General features: G+C 56.7%; 17 protein-coding genes and 3 pseudogenes. 14 read left to right on the top strand and 6 right to left on the bottom strand.

All coding sequences use genetic code 11. The annotated features are described in order from the left end of the window. The first annotated feature begins 202 nt into the window (after positions 1–202). Positions 203–724 carry an ABC transporter permease gene (locus C7G61_RS37060; protein WP_244608638.1) on the top strand — a complete coding sequence of 174 codons (522 nt, stop codon included), beginning with the start codon at positions 203–205 and terminating at the stop codon, positions 722–724. Between the two features lie 1022 nt (positions 725–1746). Continuing rightward, on the top strand, positions 1747–2211 hold the full coding sequence (locus C7G61_RS37055; protein WP_244608637.1) for a GNAT family N-acetyltransferase: 465 nt from the start codon (positions 1747–1749) through the stop codon (positions 2209–2211). Positions 2212–2570: 359 nt separating this feature from the next. On the opposite strand, the pseudogene C7G61_RS37050 reads toward C7G61_RS37055, so the two are convergent. Together C7G61_RS37050 and C7G61_RS37045 are read right to left on the bottom strand one after the other, a co-directional pair. Then, a pseudogene (locus tag C7G61_RS37050) lies at positions 2571–3799 on the bottom strand (diaminopropionate ammonia-lyase). Between the two features lie 407 nt (positions 3800–4206). Continuing rightward, complete coding sequence (locus C7G61_RS37045) at positions 4207–4722, bottom strand: MarR family winged helix-turn-helix transcriptional regulator (protein ID WP_190242143.1); 516 nt, start codon at positions 4720–4722, stop codon at positions 4207–4209. Between the two features lie 528 nt (positions 4723–5250). Between C7G61_RS37045 and C7G61_RS47630 the strand changes: the two genes are divergently transcribed. From C7G61_RS47630 to C7G61_RS37000, 6 genes and pseudogenes are all read left to right on the top strand, one after another. Further along, the gene (locus C7G61_RS47630; RefSeq protein ID WP_108522625.1) at positions 5251–5508 is read left to right on the top strand and encodes a DUF6894 family protein; all 258 of its coding nucleotides are present in this window, start codon (positions 5251–5253) and stop codon (positions 5506–5508) included. Positions 5509–5786: 278 nt separating this feature from the next. Continuing rightward, positions 5787–6056 (top strand): DUF3551 domain-containing protein, encoded by a 270-nt coding sequence (locus C7G61_RS37035; RefSeq protein ID WP_082656128.1) that lies wholly within the window; start codon positions 5787–5789, stop codon positions 6054–6056. Positions 6057–6933: 877 nt separating this feature from the next. Then, positions 6934–7128 (top strand): annotated as a pseudogene (locus C7G61_RS37025) (IS5/IS1182 family transposase); the annotation flags it as partial. Positions 7129–7736: 608 nt separating this feature from the next. Next, positions 7737–8063 (top strand): PilZ domain-containing protein, encoded by a 327-nt coding sequence (locus C7G61_RS37020; protein ID WP_082656127.1) that lies wholly within the window; start codon positions 7737–7739, stop codon positions 8061–8063. A gap of 233 nt (positions 8064–8296) precedes the next feature. Then, positions 8297–8506, top strand: a complete 210-nt coding sequence (locus C7G61_RS37015) for a hypothetical protein (protein WP_145963756.1) — start codon at positions 8297–8299, stop codon at positions 8504–8506. A gap of 625 nt (positions 8507–9131) precedes the next feature. Beyond that, the gene (locus tag C7G61_RS37000) at positions 9132–9431 is read left to right on the top strand and encodes a phasin (protein WP_108522621.1); all 300 of its coding nucleotides are present in this window, start codon (positions 9132–9134) and stop codon (positions 9429–9431) included. Between the two features lie 579 nt (positions 9432–10010). Here C7G61_RS37000 and C7G61_RS46405 read toward each other — a convergent pair. Further along, positions 10011–10646, bottom strand: a pseudogene (locus tag C7G61_RS46405) (SOS response-associated peptidase family protein). Between the two features lie 1626 nt (positions 10647–12272). Between C7G61_RS46405 and C7G61_RS36970 the strand changes: the two are divergent. The 5 genes from C7G61_RS36970 to C7G61_RS36950 all read left to right on the top strand — a co-directional run bounded on the left by C7G61_RS36970 (position 12273) and on the right by C7G61_RS36950 (position 15146). Beyond that, the gene (locus C7G61_RS36970; RefSeq protein ID WP_057849677.1) at positions 12273–12485 is read left to right on the top strand and encodes a hypothetical protein; all 213 of its coding nucleotides are present in this window, start codon (positions 12273–12275) and stop codon (positions 12483–12485) included. Positions 12486–12694: 209 nt separating this feature from the next. After that, positions 12695–13159, top strand: coding sequence for a multiubiquitin domain-containing protein (locus C7G61_RS36965; protein ID WP_108522617.1), 465 nt, complete (start codon positions 12695–12697; stop codon positions 13157–13159). Beyond that, positions 13119–14315, top strand: a complete 1197-nt coding sequence (locus tag C7G61_RS36960) for a ThiF family adenylyltransferase (RefSeq protein ID WP_244608636.1) — start codon at positions 13119–13121, stop codon at positions 14313–14315. Before C7G61_RS36965 ends, C7G61_RS36960 begins: the two co-directional genes overlap by 41 nt. Next, positions 14312–14740, top strand: coding sequence for a ubiquitination-like system serine protease family protein (locus tag C7G61_RS36955; protein WP_057900959.1), 429 nt, complete (start codon positions 14312–14314; stop codon positions 14738–14740). Before C7G61_RS36960 ends, C7G61_RS36955 begins: the two co-directional genes overlap by 4 nt. A 58-nt stretch (positions 14741–14798) precedes the next feature. Then, positions 14799–15146: a hypothetical protein gene (locus C7G61_RS36950; RefSeq protein ID WP_057849681.1), complete on the top strand. Its 348-nt coding sequence runs from the start codon at positions 14799–14801 to the stop codon at positions 15144–15146. Between the two features lie 540 nt (positions 15147–15686). Here the strand turns inward: C7G61_RS36950 and C7G61_RS36940 are convergent. The 3 genes from C7G61_RS36940 to C7G61_RS36920 all read right to left on the bottom strand — a co-directional run bounded on the left by C7G61_RS36940 (position 15687) and on the right by C7G61_RS36920 (position 20321). Next, the gene (locus C7G61_RS36940) at positions 15687–17255 is read right to left on the bottom strand and encodes a Fic family protein (protein WP_108522615.1); all 1569 of its coding nucleotides are present in this window, start codon (positions 17253–17255) and stop codon (positions 15687–15689) included. 1946 nt (positions 17256–19201) lie between these two features. Next, a complete protein-coding gene (locus C7G61_RS36925; protein WP_108522613.1) occupies positions 19202–19711 on the bottom strand; it encodes a TetR/AcrR family transcriptional regulator in 510 nt (169 codons plus the stop codon). A gap of 217 nt (positions 19712–19928) precedes the next feature. After that, a complete protein-coding gene (locus C7G61_RS36920; RefSeq protein WP_057854504.1) occupies positions 19929–20321 on the bottom strand; it encodes an avidin/streptavidin family protein in 393 nt (130 codons plus the stop codon). 274 nt (positions 20322–20595) lie between these two features. Here C7G61_RS36920 and C7G61_RS36915 point away from each other — a divergent pair, with 274 nt between their 5' ends. Continuing rightward, on the top strand, positions 20596–21021 hold the full coding sequence (locus C7G61_RS36915; RefSeq protein WP_108522612.1) for a hypothetical protein: 426 nt from the start codon (positions 20596–20598) through the stop codon (positions 21019–21021). Positions 21022–21180: the final 159 nt, after the last annotated feature.

Genomic DNA, 21180 nt, shown 5'->3' with positions numbered 1-21180 from the left:
TTGACGTCGAGCCAAAACACTGAGATCAGAAAATGCACCTGACGGCACCATCACACTGGTCGCGATCGATCGGAATGGGTGGTCACAATCCGTCGTAGCGGGTGGTCGCGATCGTCGGAATACGCACCCCTACTGACGAGCCTGCTGGTTGCGCACATACGCGTGGATCGTGATGCCGGCGGCGGCGGTATGGTGAACAAACATGCTGCTCGAATTCGGGCTAATCTCCAGCCCGCTGCCGCTGATTTACAACCGGTTGGCCGTCTACGTGGGGATGGTGCACATCATGCTCCAAGTGATGATTCTGCCTCTGGTCAGCGTCATGCTCGGCATCGACAAGGCGCTGATGTCAGCAGCCCGCAGCATGGGGGCTCGCCCACTTGCCGCATTCTGGCGGGTATTCTTCCCGCTCGGCCTGCCCGGCGTGCGCAGCGGCTCGTTGCTAGTCTTCGTGCTCTGCCTCGGCTGCTATATCACACTAGCGGACCTCGGTGGACTGCGTGACACAATGCTGTCAACGTTCGTCGCGAGTCAGGCCGAGACCCTCTTTCAATGTCGCAGCCATTGCAGCCTCGGCCGTTATCCTCTTGGCCGTTGCCGCAGCTGTGCTCGCCATTTTCGGGCTCGACCTTTCCGGTACGCAGGGCCGCCCGGCGGGACCGGCGCGGGCGTATTGGTGGAACCGGCTACTCTCATTGTCCACATTTGCACGTTATCTCAATGAGCTTGCCACTCCATATCGAGCGAAGCGCTGGACACTTCCTGATTAGGGAATGGCAGAAGCCCACCGCTTGAGCGACGACCTAAGCGATTATGCTGAAATGCCGTGACCGTTTCACGCTGTTACGCGTGTCCGCCAGCATTAAAAGAGTCTTCCAACAAACAGATCGTAAGGTGATCCAAGTGAACGATAGAGACGATCTCGCACGACACGGCCTGACGATACTTTCAGGAAACATTTAACGGCAATGCGATGGCTGGCCGTGAACCCGGCTCATCAGGGCGGGATATTGTCTATTCGAAGAACACGAGAGAAGCTGGCCTCAATCGCGAGCTCAACGACCAAGTTGCAATTCGTTGGGCGTTCGCGATGTTCTTCATCGCGCGGCAACAAATGGCGCGTCCGATGAGAAATTAGAAAAACTGATTATCTAAACGCAGGCAAAAACAGTGTGTCTTGGACTCGCGCGTTCGACAATTCTCTGAGAGATTTATCTCAGGCAATGATGCCGGTCAGGGAAGCTTATGATGCCCAACAACACCTTCGACAAGGTGAGCAATTCGGTTGTCACCGCTGGCCGAGGAACGTTCCTTCCGCGACGCGCGCAGCCATCGCAATGCGGCCGTCGAACGTGATGCTCGGGACTGCATCCGGCAAATCACTGGTCGGCCTGCCGCTCGAGCTGATCTACGAGGGGAAAGTAGATCCAAATCCGTGAGCCTGTTCGCAAGCGGTCAGCCCCGCTCCTGCAACGTCCGAGCAATGTGGGCGACACGCAGGTCCAAAGAAGAAGAGAGCGCTCCGTGCGACCAATACGATGTTCGACGAGTTATCTTTCGATTCTCTGGGATATTGTTAGCTGGGAGCGACACGAAGACGCTATCACCTCAGTGTGAACTGAGGCGTCATCTGACCTTCAACCGCGCGGCATATCTGGTTTGTATCCGGTGCTGCGGTGGCCTCCTGCCCCGATGCCGCCGCTGGACCAGGGTTGTATGTTGGTTGAATTTGGAAAAGGATATGACATGGTGACCACGCGTGAAGTGTCTATCGATGACGCCACAACGGTGACGCACATGGTTGCTGCGCTACTTGGCGAACTTGAGGGCGGACAAATGCAGGACGGACCAGATGCCCAGCTTGTTGTCGACCTGCTGGCCATGAAAGAGCGCGTCTATGGGTTTCTGGCTTTCACGGAGGCACGCCCGGTCGGCCTCATTATGTTGTCTGAAAGCGCCGCCCTTTTTGCGCGTGGAACCTACGGCATTATCACCGAACTCTACGTGGTGCCGGATCAGCGATCGTCTGGAGTCGCGATGCGTCTCATTGAGGCTGCGGTGGGCCTGGGGACGGTAAAAGGCTGGGGCCAGCTTGAAGTGGGGGCGCCGAGGCAACCGATGTGGAGCCGTAGCCCCAATTCAGCATTGTACTTGAAGGCCGGCTTTGCAGATCGGCCCACGCCTCAAGTTGCCGTTACACGGCTTAGCTAGTCAACGTGCGAAACGTAATGCTGCCGGGCGATCGCGGTTAGATCCTCGGCGGCAACGCGCACTGGGCCGTGTCCCGGATTCATCTTCTGCGAGATTTGCGTGAGCGTCGATTTGCCGGCGCCCCATTGACAGCGATGAAGTTTGTGATGCCGGCTTTGAGCCCGGCCGACAAGTCGGAGAGCACCGGCACAACTCAAAACCCCCTCATTCTGTGTAAGCCGGTCCCGCGTGCCCTGTTCGAAGGGACATGAAGCCCGCGCCGCGCAGGGCGCCGGCCTCCGCGTGGCGATGAGCGTTCTGTAAGCGCCGAACGCTGGCCAGTCTCCCAGGGCGTGCGGACGGGACGGCTTACGAAAGGCTCACGGGTTCGCCCCATCCGTTGACCTGTTCTTGACCGGTTTAATATTCTTCGCGGTCACTTGCGCTGGCGTCGCACCGACGAGCTGTTCGTACAGGAGAGGACGCCCTCGGTGTTGATCAGAAAGACCCGTGCATTGGGTCCAAGACCAATCCTGCCACGCAAGGTCGGGTCAGAAGCAGCCTTCAGTAAGGCTGCGAGGCCAACACCACCACTTTCGCCTGCAACGACAGCGGGATCGCCATCCTTCGGATTTGCCAGAAGCTTCATCACGCTGATTGCGTCCTCGTCGTCGACAGTCATAAAGGCGTCCGCGGCGCGTGAAAGGATGCGCCAAGCGACGAGCGAAGGCTCGTAGCATTCGAGCATCGCCATCACGGTCGATTGCCCATGATCTACCTTGACAGGATGCCCGGCCCGCGCGCTTTCGAAGAGGCATGCTGCCCGCGAGGGATCGACCACGGTGAAGAACGGGCGGTCGTCGCCCAACAGAACTGATAGATGTCCAGCAACGGCTGCGGCGATCCCACCGACGCCTGCCTGGATGAAGACGTGCGTCGGCGGCTCCGACAACTGGCGTAGTGCTTCGCTCAGAAGTGCGGTATATCCCTGCATTGCGAAGCGCGGGATGCGCTCGTAGCCAGGCCAGGACGTGTCAGACACCGTGATCCAACCTTCTTGAGCCGCAACTTGGGATGCCTGGACGACGGAATCGTCATAGTTGCCGTCGACGCGGACCATCTGCGTGCCAAAGCGGGCGATGGCGGCGATGCGCTCGTTGCTTACGCCTGAATGAACGAAGATGGCGCATTTTGCACCAACGAGCTGGGCACCTTGAGCAACTGATCTGCCATGGTTGCCATCCGTGGCGCAAGAGACCGTCATACCTCTTGCCACGGTCTCCACTTCAGGTGTGTGCAGCTCGGACACGTCAACATCGCGACCGAGCTGCCGAGTTGCTTCCTCGAGCACCAGACGGATCACAGCATAGGAACCGCCCAAGGCTTTGAAACTACCAACGCCGAGACGATGGCCTTCGTCCTTTAGATGGATCGAACCCACTCCAATCTCGCGGGCAAGGCCCGGCAAAGAAATGAGAGGGGTTTCCTTGTGGCCATCGCGATGCTTGAGAGACCGCTCGACCTCGCGAGCGGCTTCCACGCCCAACGTGTCGGCGTCCGAGGCATCGTGGGGAGCGCGGTGGTCGGTGTGCTGGTTGAGGAGAAACATGCTTCGGCTCTCTTGCCTCGTCGGTAGCGCTTGGAATCTTTCATTCGCGATGATAACGCTTGGAATCTTTCATTCGCGATGATAAAAAGTGCTGCATTCCGACATCGTTTTATGCAAAATTCGCTCATACCCGAGGGTGGGCCCCTTGATTAGCTTGGATCGCTCGACCCGAAAGTCGCAAATGATACGGCGCGCTCAGCAGCAATAGAAAAAGTGCCCTATTGGCTTCATAGCTGGCAGCGGATCGGTTGCTTCCTGAACCCGTCATGACCAGCGCGCCTTCGATCGTGTAGACCGACCACAACCACCTTCGCCCGTGCCGCTTCAAGAAAACATTGAAGGTTGGAATTCGATCAGACATGATCAAGTCAGGGCGTCAATTCAAGACGATTGTGCGTTTTTGGTCTTCAGAACTCTAGAGCGACTTTCAAGCGAGCTTTCTCTAGGCGATGCCTGAGAGCAGTGAGCCTGTTAGCCAGCTCAGTCAATTCGTGAACACCGGAATCACCAAAAACAAATTCATCGAGCGCTTCCTGTTGTGCGGCGACGCTCGCGAGATGCTTGTAAGTCTTGTCCGTCAGCGACATCTGCACGACCCTGGCATCGCTAGTGGAGGGCTTGCGCCGCAGGAAGCCTTTTTTCTCCAGCAGCTTTGATTGGGTCGTAACGAACGAAGGGTCAACGTGCATCAATTTGGACACCACGTTGACCGGAACACCGTTTTCTCTGTCCAAGTCAGCTAAAGCCATCAAGATCATCCATTGTGGACCGGTGATGCCAAGTACATTGGCCTGGAATTGGCGAAGTCCCTCCAGACACAAATTGATGGATCTGATTTCCCACACGAATCGCCGGATCACCTCCTGAATCTCAGGGGGACTCCTGCCGACCTGTCTTGTTGGGCTGGGCAAATCCGGCAGCATCGATGTCTGGAGTTCCATCCTTGAGTTTGCTTCCCTTAGCGACGAGCTGCGCACCCCGCTCGGCCGGCTGATCGTCTGCCGCAAGATCCGGGGGCACTCTTCGAAGATGTCTTCCGGAAAGCGCTTGCACCGGCCTCGCAGACCTAAATACTTCCGCAATTATCGGACAATTGGTGTGGTGAAATCCGTCGAAAGAGGCGCTCGAACGCGGAATTTAAGCGTCAACGCAGGACACGTTGCATTTATCAATATCGACATGTCGTTACTGTACAGGATCGAACGTAACCCTGTTGCACGAGCCGACTGTTGGCGCCGGCAAAGACAATGACGCCGTGCGGCTCGAGAGCGAAATAGTGCGGTCCCCGGAACGTCAACGTTCCGTGGAATGGTAATTCTCCGTCCATAGCGAGCCAAGCCAACTTTTTGGCGTGTGGTCCAATTGGCGGTGCTCGGTGCCTCATGCCCAGCGTGGTAGGCCTCTGCGAAAACCAACTCACCAAATAGGTTTCTGTTCAATCGGAGTTCGCCTTGGGACGCTTCTACTTTCACCTAAGTGCCGGCAACGAAATAACGCTCGATGAGGAAGGAACAGAGCTACCAGATTTATCTGCGGCTGAGAATGAGGCTGTACTAGCCACACGCGAGCTTTTAGCCGAAGCGATCAAGAGCGGTATGCCAGACGTTCCAGAGGTTTTGGTCATCGCGGATGAAGCTGGGCGACCGCTCGCCAGCATACCGTTCGCAACCGTTCTGCCGAGGTCCCTAAAGAGGTCCCTAAAGAAGTAGGGCGCTTCAGTTGGCGGTCTCATCATCATCCTGACAGTATTGCCGGTCGCGAAGATCCTTATTGCAGATTTATCAGGGAGCAGATCTTCCTTTTAAGGTCGGCACGATGAGGATTGGTATCTTGTCTGCCGTCATGCTGAGCATCGCGATCCTGCTATTCTAACCTATTCCGGACTACCACCTGCGTATTTGTGATCGAGAACGTGAATTGACTTGGATCAATATTGCCTGCTGCCTAAGCGCACTAGCGTTGTGGTGCCGACTTCGAGGAGGATCCAATGCGCACTTTGGCTTTGACAATTCTGACCGTGGGTATGGCTTTGGCAGCATGGCAAGCCCGGGCTCAGACCTATGATTTTTCGCCCGCGCCTGCTGGGCCGGATAGCTACTGCTTGCAAGGGCGCATATGGGGCTATCCCGGCAATTGCCAGTTCTCCAGCTACGCCCAATGCATGGCCACGGCGAGCGGTACTAACGCCTATTGCGGGATCAATCCCCAGTACGCGTTCGCGCGCCAGCGGCGCGGCGCCTATCGGGACCGATACTGAGCGGTAGTGAAGCAATATCGCAGCAAGTAGCGGTGTGATGAGATCACAGCGCGAGTTAATCGAGAACGCGACGGGGCGGCCAGTGAGAAAGGTCGTGTCCCCCGTGATGGTGTAGCTCGGTCGAGCAAAGTCATGAGCGCCGCCAGCAGGCAGTCGCCAGGGCCCAAGCGGCATCGAGCAGGGCAGGCGGGAGCACGACAGGAGGGGTCGCCGAAATCGAAGCCCAGCGCGCCACACTCGAAAAGCGGCACAAGCCGAAGAGACCCGTTGGGAGAAGCAGAAGGAGAAGCTGGAGACCGCTCTGCGCCGGGCGGGGCAATAGCAGCGGCGAGCGGTGCCGACCGGTAGCCCTTGAAATTTTCTGGCGCGCTTTAACCTTCGTGAATCCTGGAACACGCGGCGTTAGTTATCCTCGGTCTGGACGACTGAGGGGCAATCTCCGATGTTCGACGCCCAGACCACCGCGCTACTGCGCGGTCCTCGACGATGCCTGTCAAGGCGTGTCGCGGTACGAAACCGGCACCCGAACGCAGGTGGCCGCGAAAATCCTTGAAGCGGCAAGGCGGGGCGGGACCACGGCCGACAGCCTGAAGCGGGTCGGCCGCAAGGGGCGCTCAGCGAGGCGCCCACGATGTGGCGGTGAGAAGCCTCGGAACGATCGCCGACCGTCGCGGACGGCCGCCTTCCGGCCTCGGTGACCCGATACTCAATCTCGTCCGAGGCGAGCGGCTCCGCCTTGACGAGCTCCAGTTCGATCAGCCGTGGTCGAAAAACGGCGTGCTGGTCCAGGGCGCGGACGCGAGTCGGTTCATGAATTCCAGCTCCAGATCGGTCAGCGTCATCATCGGTTTCGATTACTCCCAGGGAGCGCCCGCCTATAATGGACGCATTTGCCGCTGCCCGCGACACGGCTGTCCAGATGAACGACACCTTCATTGTCCGCGTGTATCAGCATGGCGCGTGCATCACACGGAACCGGAGGCCGTCGATGGGACGGTCTCGGGGCGGATTGACCAGCAAGATTCATGCACTCGCGGATACCAGCGGCCTGCCGTTTCGGCTGGCGCTGACGTGTGCCCCGACATTGGTGTAAATGTCTCGGCCTCTAGCAACCTCGCTTGTTAGGCCTGGAAACGCCGAAGAGCTGGTCTCTTTCACGGCCGGAATTCGCAAACGTGGATATTCTTTGTCGTCGCCGTAAGACGGCGAACCGTCCGCCGATCACGCTGGAAAAATGCGTTCTTTCGTAGCAGCAGCAGGAATAGTGCAGTGAATTCGAGTAATGTTTTATGTATTGAACGTCGAACGAAGGCAGCAAGTGGCGCTCTCCTTGCGCTGCACTCGAGGATGTTTCATGCGCAATCATGATCTTGTCTCCGGCAGCCTGCTGGCACTGACCGCGGCAGGCCTTGCGCTGCTCTGCTCGAGCCTGCTCGCTTTTGCTTTCATTTAAAGCCGATGCCTTGGTCGAGTTTCGCGCCGCGTGGACGCGCGCTTTGAAATAGAGGATGGCCTGTGTCTCTGGCGTATCGCGGCTAATAGCGAGCTGACGGGATAGCATCCTGACTGATTACCAACTGCCTGTCGGGAGGAGGCGGAAGCGAGGCGCCACCCGGAGGAGTAATTCGTGTCTCGGCTTTCTAGATCGCTCTTGAAGGTGCTACTGAACGGCGTGAATGTATGAACCGAGATAAGCGAAAAGCGAAGCGCATTCAATTTGAACATGAGTACCGAGCCACTCTCTTGGGCGCTGATGGCACCTGGCGGCGTGATTGCGTACTCGTTGATGTTTCTGAGACGGGCGCGTGTCTTCGAATAGATGGATCGACAGATGTCCTGCGATCACGTCAGTTTTTCCTATTGCTTTCAAAGACAGGATTGGCCTTCCGGCGGTGCGAGTTGGTCCGGTTAAACGGCCAGGAAGTCGGCGTACAATTTGTGACAAGCCGGACTATTCGCACGCGCCCGACACTCCGGGCGATGTATCCAACCTCAGCCTCAGACTAGCGCTACTTTGGCAGGCTTGGCGATTGATTGGTGAAACTGGTTTCCCGAATGGCGGCTCTCTTCAGCTTCCGTTTCTCCCAGTGGGTATCTTTGCGCTTAGAATTGAACACCCACTCGACATAACGGTTCACTGGGACGATCTGGCCGGGATAGGTTCGCGTCGGGGAAGCGTATCTTTACGCGCATGCGGTATGGTTTATTGTCAACGACGGCGAGACCTATGAACTCACTGCTTGAAATTCGACCAAACCACTCTCGCTAACATGACGGCGGCGCTTGAATATGCTTGTCGGAAGCTTCCGCCGGACCGGGACCATGAGTCCATTCGAAAATTTATTGCCGAACAGATCATCGCGGCGGCTGAGACCTCCGTTGGCGATCTGACGAGTACTGGTCTCAAGGTCGTAAACGGCTATCTTTCCCGCCGGGGCACTCTTGGCTGAAGGCTCTCAGAGGGTAGCTGAGGCCTTCTTCGGGCAGATTTGCACCGGCGCCCTTTTTGCTTCCAGGCCCTTATCAGTCAGGCGGTAGGCTAATTCACCTGCGGTACCGCGGCTCTCGATCCAGCCTTTCGCAAGCAAGTTTTGGATTGTCTTGGGTGAGTTCGCTAGGGTGAAAGCCTTGATCCAGGCACCGCCACGGAGGCGTTGCATGACCTGTCGCTCTCGATGAGTCGGAAGGTTCATTTCGCGTTCCCGACGCCCAACCACCGCGAAGAATCGTAGCATGCTACTTTCGCGGCGGACGCCGTGAATTTTTTCGCCGCTGTCCTCTTTGCGCCGCGCTTGATGCGCTTATCTTTGCATAAAACGAAATTTCCCTTGGCACAATGCCGAAGCGCGGCTTAAAATGTCATTTTCGGCAACATTTTAGGCGATCCATGAACTATTCCCAAATGAAGGACGAACGCCTATTGGCGTTTTACGAGAACGTCCGTGAGCAAGTCGTCTTAGATGCTGGAAGCCGCTACCGCTTTGCTGGTGATGGGGTCCGCGCCTACGCGGACGAGCTTCGCGAAGAAATGGAAAGACGGAGGCTTCGGTTCACGCCAATTGATTGGCACCACCGATGATGGAAACCAAGATAGAGGTGCCCGCACCACTACGCGAACTCGGCGCAATCGGAATTGATAATGCCGAAAGCGCGCTGGCGCTGTTCTTCGATGCAGTGAGTAAATTGGGCGCGCCGACCTCTGCGCAATCGCTCGCCCTGCTAGAGCGAATTGTTGCCGTGCGGATGGATTACGCCCGAAAGGTTGCGCGCGCCATAGATCGTTCGGAAGCTACGGCATTACAGTTCGCGTTTTGCCGGTCGCAAATCGACATCACGACTGAACTTATTCGTGTCGTTTCGGGCTCGGTTGACTAGTGCCAGCAAGACCATCAATCAAACGTGAGAATAGCCGGATAGCTACCGGCGCGAAGATCATCGTCGTATTTTGTTGCGCGAACTGCAACGCAGGTTACAAAGCAACGCAATATCGTCAGGTGTTGCAGGACGTTGGCACGTTCAGATGCCAGGTGTGCGGTGTCGAGGTCTATTCGTGGTCCGGCGACTATGACTACATTGACTGGACCGCCATCAAAGCAAAGCTGAAGCGGCGCAAGAAAAGGTAATGATTAAGAATGGACTCTATTCGTTGAGCGCTACAGCACACGACGGCACAGCCGCTGAAGTCGGCGGCGTCCTGATACTGCGCGATGGCCAGATACACGGCGGCGACGCCTTTGCGTTCTACATGGGGAGCTATGAGTGTTCCGCTGGAAGGCGGCAGGGTAAAATGACTAGTCAAGAACATACCCCGACCGAGCGACCGATGGCGGCCCGGGTCCAATACATCGGATTCCTTGGGACCTAGAATGATGCCAGTGCCAAGGCGGATGCAATGGCCCTCGTTGGCGAGCAAAGCGTTCGATACGATGCAAAGTTACGCTTGTTGGTAGAGGCTTAGAAATCTGGCCGTTGTAATAGGGCCCGAACAGCGTCTTCCTTATCCGCACCCCGCTTTACGATCATAAGTCCATTCGACAGCGGTCTTTGTAGCGCCTTCCCGTCACCCCACGGCGCGCGCATCCGCACGTCGCGGTGTTCGCCCGCAGTCGAGATCACCGGCATAGCCTTTGGGAGTATCGGCTCCGCGACTGCGTTCGCCGATGTCGTCAGGAAACCGTAGACGAGGTGAGGGCCTATGAACTCGGTCCAGATGCCAGCAAATGCGAATAGCGGGCGGCCATCATTCAGGGTAAACCAGACGACGTCCTCTTTCTTGGTCTCGGGGTTGGGCTCTGGGAGTATTCGGCAAAGCTGTTCACGGGCACCAAGCAGCGGCTGTCCGGCTTCAGCCAGCCGCGCCAGTGCGGCGGCGAGGTGTTCCGGATGTTCGTGACCGGAGGGACGGCAATCCTCGGTGGCGGCCGCATACCCCAGCGCATCATCGTTAGCTCAGTGCCGTTGTCGGTGCTGCGGATAGTCGGGGAAGACCCCCGGCATTGGGGCGAGGTTTCCAACGTAGCGATTGATCACGCGGAACAGCCGGATGATCGCTTCCTGACTTGTTGTTGTGATCGAATAGAGATTGCACATCATCAGTCTAGGTCGCCCGGCTAACAGGCTGAAGCAGGGTTATGATTTCGGGATGGTGCGTCAGACCGAAGCGATTGACCCACAACGGACTCTGGCCACCAGCGCGAGAAACTACGCGGGTATGGGCGCTCTGCGGTCCGGAGCAGTCTAGGACGCGCCTATGTAGAGTGCCGTCCAGCGTTTTCATGTATCGTCCGATTTAACCGGCGGAGATAAGAACATGCGATATGCTTTGGTCATCGCGATGCTGCTTGGGTCGACGCTGCTTGTGCAGGCGGAGCCTATCGATCGTGACAAGTGGATCGCGCAGACTGGAAGAGCGAGCAAATCCTGCCTCGCTAAATTTCGGCAGAAATTCGGGGAAGACAAGGGCCACAATTACTCAGGCTGTGTGACAAATCAAACTAACAAAGCGATCGATGACTGCGTTGGCAGTAGTGAGTTTTCTAACTGTGTTTTAGAAAAATCGTTGAGGGTATTGGAAGCCTGCGACCTATCGAGTTGCTGAAAATACACGTCTCAGGTTGCCTTACCTAGTGCCGTGAAGGAGCCTCTCGCAACCAACGGCGGTCGCCTAAACCTCTTCGGTGTACCGCCCGTGCTCGTAGATGGCGAGAACTACCACGGGCTGCGCGAGCCCAATCCTCACGAGGCCTTCGGCAACGGCCCGCATCATTGCGCGGGCGCGCACTTGTCGCGGCGAACCGTTGGCGTCATCCCGCTGCCCATGCCGTCCGAGCGTTTCCCCAACATGACCTTGCCTGATCCCGCAAATACTCCCCTTTTAGGACAACTATTTCGGATTGTGGTCAGCGTACACAATCAATCGCAATCGGATCGATCCCTGCGCCGGCATATGCGTATTGATCGATCTGATCTCCCACATGAATCGGCGGCCCACCTCCTGAGTCTCAGGAGACCTACCGCCGACCTGTCTTGCTGGGCTGGGCAAATCCGGCGGCATCGTATGTCAGGAGTTCCATCCTTCGTTGATTCCCTTAGCGCAGACCAAAAATATTGACAATGCTGTCCGCGCGAACCAATTCACAGCGCGCTCAGATCGTCCGGCACTTCGGCGAACTTCCGGATCACCCTGGCGTCAGTTAAATCGCCGATGGCTGGGTTGCCGCAGCGGCTAAAAGCGAGGCGACGAAGCTTGGCTTGCGCGAGAGCGCCTGGCTCGCATCACGGCGGCGTTCTGCAAAAAGCACCCGACGGCTTCACCGACCATTCCGTCGTCGGAATACGCGTGCGCCATGGCCGAAAACCTTTATCCGCCAGGTGCTGCGCGCGGCCTAGAAGCCTGGACAACCGCCGCCGTCACGAGCTGCGCTTCCTGACCACCCCGCTCGGCCGACTGATCCGTGACATCCGCCGCCGGCCATTCAAAGATGCCTTCCAGACGCGCCAGCCTCGCAGATCCAAATCGGTGTGGTGAAATCCGTCGAAAAAGACACTCGAACGCGGAATTTAGGCATCAACCCGGGACCCCTTGCATTTATCAATATCGACACGTCGTTACTGTACAGAGTTAAACGTAACCCTCTTTCACGAGCCGACTGTTGGGGGTCGGCAAGGTCAATAATGATGCGATCTCAGTTCGGCGAAACAGCATAAGAGCAGGACATGGCTGGGCATTTCTACCGACTCCGCATGGGCATCTATGCGGAGACGTTGTTTCGGCGCAGCAACCGCGTGAAGCGGGAAAGGATCTGGCTGCAGTACAACGTGATGCGGCTGGGAAGCGAACTAAGGCGGTCCGAGCACTGGTCCAGTGCGGCTGGCCAGCCAGGCCGGCATCGAAACGATGCAGCCGAAACCGTCGCCACGCTGACGTAACCCTTGTGCTGGCAAGAATGGTCCGCCTCTCCATCCGATCCAATCTTGGGGCGACTTCAGCGCTGACTCCGGAAGCAAGCCTAAGCCCCATCGATCTTTCCCTGACGAATCCCATTTAGAGATCAAAGTCAGTGTCGCCTCCAGAGAAGCAATCCAGTTTCACCTCCAAAAGCGAAAATCTGCACTATCGCTAGACCAACGAGGCCATCATGTCGGACGACAAGCCGGACGTGCGTATCCATATCGATCAGAAACCGCTTCACTCGCCGAACCCGACGACAGGCGTTGGCCTTTATGAACTCGGGCAGGTTCCCGAAGGTCAGGTGCTGTACAAGGGGGGCGAGGGTAACCAAGAAGACAGGTTAGTGCGAATCGACAGTCCAAAGATCGATCTCACACAAGACCAGCACTTCCATCGTGGTGAAGCCCCCGAAAAGCATTACGTCATTATCGTCAACACCGACCCCGTCGTCGTCGATCATGATGTCTTGACGTTCGATGAACTCGTGAAAATCGCCTTTCCGGTTCCGCCGACCGGGCAAGACCCGGAATTCACGGTGAGCTTCGAACACGCAAAGAGTGTCCCGCATCACGGTGACCTTCCTCCAAACGGCACGGTTACCGTGAGAAAACATGGCACCATTTTCGATGTCGATCATACCAATCGATCGTAGCTCCGATTTAGAACTGTTGCGCAGGGAGGGATATAACGTCCAGGTAACGGGCGCCGGCTACTTGGTCGTTCACGACGTCCCCTATGTCAACAGCAAGCGTGAAATCGCGGTCGGTGCGCTGGCATCGAACCTCGATCTTGCTGGCGACGTTACGGCTCAGCCGCAAGATCACACGGCCAAATTTATCGGCGAATATCCTTGCGACAGTAACGGTAAGCCGCTCGAAGTTCTGAAGCATCAGAGCGGATCGTACGATGTTGGCCACGGGTTCGTCGCCCAACATTCCTTTTCCCGAAAGCCGGCGCGCGGGCACTATGAAAATTACCATGAAAAGATGACGGCCTATGTCGCGCTCCTCGGTAAGCACGTTGCTGCCATAGACCCTTTGGTCACAGCGAAAACCCACAAGGTCATTGAGCCTGAGGACGACAACTTACCATTCAATTACCTCGATACTGCGTCCGCAAGAGCGGAAATCAACACAATTACCGCGAGGCTTGCGGAGGATGCGATCGCAATCGTCGGGGTTGGCGGAACCGGATCGTACGTGCTCGATATGGTCGCCAAGACTCCCGTCAAGCAGATCCATATTTTTGATGCCGACCGCTTCTTGACACACAATGCTTTCCGGGCGCCAGGCGCACCCGAAATCGAAGATTTGCGAGCGCAGCCGCTCAAGGTGGAATACTTCGCGTCGATTTACGCCCGTATGCATCGTGGAATTATTCCACATCCCATCCATATCGATGCGACCAACGCGGATAAGCTAGGCAGCATGTCCTTTGTCTTCCTTTGCATGGAAGGAGGAGCTGCGAAGCGCGCGGTCGTGGACAAGCTGGAAGCGCTCGGGACGCCGTTCGCGGACGTCGGAATAGGCTTGTATGCCAAGCGAAATTCAATTGGCGGTATGCTCCGCAGCATCCTTAGCTTACCCGACGCCCGAGAACGCGCGCGGTCTCGCATATCGTTCGCCACGGACGACGCAAATAATGAGTACGACAAGAATATCCAAGTTGCCGATCTCAATGCACTTAACGCGTGTTTGGCTGTAATCGCTTGGAAGAAGCTGCGTGGCTTTTATTTCAACTTGGGTAAGGAGCGTTTTGTCTCTTATACAATTGCAAATAGCCTTCTCGCGAAGGGTGATTCCATATGAACAGGATCGATGCCATCCGGCCCGAGCTCGTCGAGCGCATACCCAAAGTTCTCGACAACGGAGTTATTTACATCTCCCTCAAGTTCCGCACGGCGGCGCATAACTGCTGTTGCGGATGTGGCACTAAGATCGTGACACCGCTCAAGCCCGGCCGGTGGCGGCTAGAAACTGAGGACGGGGCCGTAAGCCTAACTCCGTCCATCGGCAATTGGAGCGCGGGCTGCCAGTCGCACTATTGGATCAGGGACAATCGCATAGAATGGGCGCCCGCGTTTACCCCGAAGCAGATCGCGGCCAACCGGGCCAGCGACCAGCGCGCGCGCCAGCAGGCTCATACCGAACGCTACAGGAGAGAACGAGGCTTCTGGGGACGTCTTTGGGACGCAATCAAAGGTCTGTGGCAAGCGTTTATGAACTGGTTCTGATGTCATTCGATGAGTACGCTCCGCGTGCACGCGCGAACAACATCATGTTGTCACTCAGGTGAATTTCCAGGTCACAGTCCTGAAGATCCTGCTGAGCTATCCGGACGGCTTCGCAAGGATGGCGGAGCTTAAGCGCGACATGGCCATTTTAGCGACGAGCGGTCGGGACTGGGCCGAGCGCACCAAGAGCTTGGCCGCCCGTGTGCCGAACCTCGACATCTTTTCGCAAGAACTCGTTGAGCGCATGAACGGTGGCTGGCGCATCACCGAAAAGGGACGTGCCTTCCTCAATTTCATGGAAACGCGCCCGATGGCTGCGGAGGTGCCGGTAGAGACGGAGGTGGCCGCTCCCGAGCAACCGAAGCCGATGAAGCGCAATTGCCTCCCGTCGAAGCAGGCCGGCTGACGGCATGAACGTCAGCACCTACCTCGTGCGGCCGGCAAGCGAAGACGCGCAACCAGGTCTTGCCCTGCGCTCTTCGCTCGCAGTTTCGGATGGACGCGCCCCACCTCGGCCTTTGGCTCGCAGGTGAGGGAACGCGAAGATGTCCCCGCTAGGTCGAAGGGCCGAACTACCCATCTTCGCTGTCTACACGGCTTGCCGCACGCGAGCGGTTTCTTCATCATTCCCACCCTGAAAGGGATCGAACTCACCTCTGTCTACCTCGCCGGCCTGGGTCGATGCGGTCAGCCGTAGATTGCCTCCCTGCTGTTCGGCGCGCATGCGCCAATCTTCGAGGACAAGGCGCGCGGTCGTGAGACCGCTGGGCATGACAGAGTGAGAGGAGCGCCCAACTTCGCCGTCACGGGGTCATAGTCGCGAGAGAGGCTCGCGACAGCCGTCGCGGAGAATCGCCTTCACTTGTCGGTTTCTGCTGTCCCGATTTTTTTGTTCAATCGGCTGCACAAGTTTGATCAGCGACATAAGGGATTTTGTCGCGAAAGCTTACGGGGCGTGATTTTGCTCGTTTGAGCTATCTTCAAATCCTTCGAATGCATCCCGGACAACGGCCTCGATGCTTGCAACCTCATCGTCCGTTAGCTTCTCGAATTCGCGCTCCCTTCTTTTCTTGGAAAGCACGCCCTTGTTCTGCCGGATGAACAGAAGCAGGTCGTCTGCAAGGCGATCCGGCATTTCAACCGTGTCCATGATTTTGCGGCGGGCTTCGTCGTGACGGCGCAGATAATCGATTTCGTGCGGCAGATCGTGCTCCACCGTTCTCTTGACGCACTGATACAAAAATTCCGCTTCGTCGGTGCAATCGAAATAGCAGTAGAGGTCGGCGGTATCGTTCAGCACTTCGACATTCCTGTCCGATGTCGGTTTCCAGTCGATAAACTCCATCAAGGGCCCGGAATGGGACTGCAGGGTAGTGCGGTAGTCATCAATCCGGTCGAGCATGACGGACGACACCGGAAACACCATGCCTGGCGGCGTGAATTTCCGCTCCGCCAGAACATGGTGGATGAGGCAGCGATGCAGGCGTCCGTTGCCGTCCTGAAGCGGATGGACATAGACGAACCCGAAAGCTGTGCTTGCCGCTTGTAGAACGGCATCAATCCCGTCATCGCGCATACGCGCGTTAGCGTTGATCAGGCCTTTCATGAGGCTGGTCAGGTCGTCGGGTCTGGCGCCGATGAACTCAGGCAGCGGATTGTTCTCATGGTCTCGCTCTCCCAGAAAAACGCCATCTGGCCGAAGGCCTGGATGAATGAGCCGGGTGTCTTCGATGAGGACGCTATGTAGCCGCACGATCTCTTCAAGGGTCAGAGCATGCTTGCCTGCCTGCACGACAGCGCGTCCCCACCGCTCCAGCCGGTTCCTGGGCGGGCGTTCGCCTTCGATCTCGAAGCTTGCGCGGCTATCGGCGAGCAACAGAAAACTCGCGGCGCGGGAGACCACATGGCCGCCGGTACGCCCGACGGTCTCGCGGGCCTTTTCCGCAAGACCACTCTCTGTGAGGGCAACGAGCGCGGAAGTCCTTCGGATGACTGGGCTGAAATCTTTCGTTCCGAGCAGATTGTTGCGAACGCGGTGCCGTTTTGACAGCTTGGGTTTGCCTGTGAAATAAGCCTTCGGGTCGAACAAATCGACAGCTGCGACGTTCGGGGTATCCGGAATGTCGAGCGTCTCGCCGGTTAGCATTTCGTAGAGGAACCAGACCCGGCGCGCGGGCACACCGGTTGGTGCCGCTGTGACGAAGTCACGGATTTCTGCCTTCGGGACCGTCTTGAACACGCGCTTGAGCACGAGGAGATCGAGGTCTTCGTGGCGCAGGGCAAAGGTGAGGTGATCTGCAAAATTGTCGCCGGGCCAATATCTCTTGTCGAACAGCCGCCAGTCGCCTTCATCCCGGTGGCTGCCACGGATATGCTTTTCCGACACGGCGCTAGGCCGACGGACGGGTGCCGCAACCGATAGTATCTGGACCAATGCTGACAGCCCGACGAGTTGGGTCTCGGTAGGCAGTGCCTTGCCTTGGAAAGCCTTTGTCTCCGCAAAGTTCAGCCGCATGGTCGAAAATCCATATGGAGTGTCGAATTTTGCCACAAAAATAGTAACATTGTCGAAAACAACTTATCGGCTCTCGGGTCGAAAATCAACCCAATTTGTCGTTTTCTGGCTCAAAGTGATCCGAAATGTCGAAAATCGGGCTAATTGGCAATAATTTGCCAAAAAGAGGCGGCTTCGTGAGCGAGGGCTGGAGATCCCTGCTTTCACTCCCGGCTAGCAATGGATCCGCCTCGAACTTGGCCCTTCTTGCTAAGCCTCGCTGAGCAAAAAAGGCGGCCATCCTCAAACTGGCTGCACACCCCTAACATCGATGCGACAATTCATGGCCAGCCAAACACCGGCCATGAGCCCTCGGCCTCGTTCTCGACGGTGAAGTGAAAATCCCTCAGGCGGCTCGTTTCAAGCATCCTCAGCATGATCCGAAAACTCGCCGCGCGTGAGGGGCTGAGAGACGGAAGATGCTCCCCCTTAAAGAGATGGCCCGCGTCCGGAAATTCCGTCACGGCAAACCAATCCGATCGCTTACTTGGCGGCTACGTTTCGAGTCCAACGAAACTCGCTTCCGCAAACGCACTTCTCTGTGCCGGTATCTGTTCGGTGCTTCCAACAGTCGCCAAAACGTGGTCGTACAAAACGGACACACAATCTCATCACGGCCATATGTGTTCGGGTAGTCGTCTGAGAGGTCGTACTGCTCTTTCCCTATCGGTTGTTCGAGGTCATACGGTCTTGGTGCGAGCTTTTCTTTACGAGTTGCTCAATCCACTCTGCGCCAAGTTCTCGGAACTCTGCTTCGGCGAATGACGAAATCAGTATCATCTCGTCTTGACCTACGACGCGGACGTAGTTCGACCCCATCGGGCATCCATTGTGGCCCAGTAATCCCAAGTACATTGGCCTGGAATTGGCGAAGTTCCTCCAGACCCAAATTGATCGATCTGATTTCCCATACGAATCGTCGGATCACCTCCTGAATCTCAGCAGCGCCACTGCCGAGCTGTCTTGCTGCGCTGGGCAAATCCGGCGGCATCGATGTCAGGAGTTCCATCCTTGGTTCGTTTTCCCCTTAGCGCAGATTAAAAATGGGGACAATGCGGGTCACCCGAACGCAATTCTGAGCGCGCGGACCGTTGGGCACTTCGCCAAACTCGCGATCACCTTGACGTCGGTGAAACCGATCGCTGGGTCGAAGCCAACACAAGTGCATAATCGGCGTGGTGAAATCCGTCGAAAATGACGCTCGAAAGCGGAATCTAAGCGTCGACGGGGCACGCGTTGCATTAAACAATATCGACAGATCGTTACTATCGAGCGTTTAGCATGGCCCTCTTCACGACCGGGTTAAGCCCATCTCAATTCGGTGAAACAGTACAGGAGCCGTACATAGCTAGCCATTTCTACCAAGTTTGCATGGGTGCGTATGGGGAGACGTTGTTTCGGTCCAGCAAGCGCGACGCGCGGCAAGCGATCTGGTTACAGTACAACCTGATGCGGCTTGGGAGCGAAGCGTGCGGTCCAAGCACAGTTTCCACTGGGAGCGCACGTCGGCCTACTGGGCCGCTTCTGCCATTAATTTGAAGCCGTAGAGCCGCACCACCGGTTATCGCCGACGCTCAAAGCGTCTCCATTCTCGCTTCGTCCCCAACGGGGATTGAATTTCGCACCCAAGGAACATCTGCGCAACCCAATCGGCGCACATAGCGCCTGGATGCCTGAGTGCGGGAAAGAAGCAGCCCAGCCGAAGGGTGGCGTGGCTCAGAGCCAAAGAGTTTGCGCGAGTGCAATTTCTGGTTTGGGAGCCCGCTTGATTACCTGGATGAAGAGTAATTGTCTGTGCGTTCTGGACTTATATTTTTGATCTTTGTGGTGGGGCTAATAGCACTGCTGTATTTGCCCGAGCCTGAGAACGACGACACTGTTTTAGTTTGTTCCGTCGCGTGTCCCAATTAGGACAGCCGACGGGCCAGCATGTCAGCGGTGACTGCGCCGCTGTAATGGCGCAGCATTGACTGAAACCAAGATCGAAGACGACATGAGCGAGCAATGCTGGGTCGACCTCGGCAGCGAATTCGTTTCGGTCCTGCGACGCGCGAAGAAGGCCGGCGATAGAGTACGGATGCGGCAAAGTCCGATGCAGCTGCGAGAACCGGCGGCTGCATAAACAGAATTTCCCGGAAGAATATGCGGGACAGCGCGGGATCTCGATCGTGACCTGCTGTCGTATTCGCTAGCAGGCAGGAGAGCTGTTCAACGAGCGTATCGCGCGTTCGAACGAGCGTAAACGCATCGTCCCAGGTTCTTTCGACATTGCCCTTGAAGAGCTCGACAAGCAGTTCTTCCTTGGACCCGAAGTATAAGTAAAATGTCCCGGCGCCGACCCTTGCAGCCTTGGCGATCGCTGCCGTTGAAATCTTTTCATGCCCTTGCGCCGCGAGTACGGGCGTTGCTTTCTGCATGCAGCGCACACCGACGTTGCTGCCCTATGCACGTCACAAAGATGCTCACGCCCGGCAGCGAGAGTTGTTCTCCTTAAGAGGTGCCGCAACGAAATCGCAACGAATTCGGTGGAACGACCGTGAACAAAACGTGGCGGAAACACCTGCTACGACAAGAAAAATCAATAACTTAGAAAATATTCACTGCGGACGCAGGTGCCTCGGGTCGGCGCGCAAACTACCATACGCGCGTGAATGTATCCTTGCCCTTCAACTTACTGGGTCTACCATTCTTGTCGATGTAGAACAGCGTCCAAGACGTGGGCATTTGGGAGCCGTGAGTCTTTCCGACCCAGCGGGTGAAGGAATTGCATTGGGCAAAAGTAACAACAAAGTACAAGCCGGTTGGACCGAAGGCTCCCGATGCAGGGTAAGGAATGCCCTGGCACGCAAACCCTTGAGCATGGTTTGTGAAAACCCCCTGTATTGCCCCGTTGTTGTTGGACCAAACAAACAGTTCCGAACCTCGTTCATTCTTCCAGTACGAGGGAGCAGGAAGCCCCTGCGCCATGACCTCGGCGGAAAGCAAGAAAAACTGGGCGATCAGGAAAAGCCCTAGAAACTTTTTCATATTAAAGTCCCAAAAAAGAGTTCGCTTAAAGGTAGCAACTCTTAGATCATATTCTCGGCCGCCGCAATAACTTGTGCAATGCATCTTCGCTGCTTTTTTCTATCTCACAACTTTCTTCGTGCGAACCGTACGCAAGCCCTCACCAAATTTCTCTACTGCGCGCCCCGAACACGCATGAGCTGTCGTCGCGCTCATGGTTTCGCTGGGATCGCCGCTTTCGGTGCAAACCGCTTCGCGTGGTTCGGGTAGCCTATATGCACTAGGAGGCTGGTCCATGAAGGCTCTGATTGCTCTCATCGCTGCTATTGCAGGCGTTGCTGTGACCCTGGCGCACCTAAAGGAAGGTGTGCTGCACTTTCACCTTCCTAAAGATCTGACTTGGACGACCGCGGGAACGCTGCTCTTTTCGGTTATTGCGCTTGTTATCGGCCTAGCTCACCTCCGCCATTCCATTAAAGTGCTGATGCAGCGCAATGTCATCTGCACGGCTCTCGTAGTCGTGTTTGCTGTGTCCCTCCTTTCGCTTGTTGTGGGGGGAGCCTGGCTGTTTGGGATGATCTTTATCGATGCATTCCGTTCCGAGAAGCATATCGTGCTCGTGCAGTGTGTGGGGCGGCGGTGCCCTCACTCTTGCGAGCCTCTTCATTCTCGGCGCGATCGGGGAAAAGTACTCGCCTGTCGGATGGGTTGGAGGGAATGATGACCGCGACCCGAATGCGCCGGCTAAGGTAGAGCCGGTTGTCGTGGCCGATACCTATCTCAGTCCGAGAACATCAGAGCTTTACGGCCGACCAGTGCCTGCGCCGATGACGAAGTATGTGTCTTAACTACTTCGGCCTGAGAGAGCGCCCTTCGTCGT

The organism is Bradyrhizobium algeriense (genome assembly GCF_003062295.1).
GTDB lineage: Bacteria > Pseudomonadota > Alphaproteobacteria > Rhizobiales > Xanthobacteraceae > Bradyrhizobium > Bradyrhizobium algeriense.
Note: the sequence above shows the minus strand (reverse complement) of the source record. Positions and strands in the feature narration are given on the sequence as shown.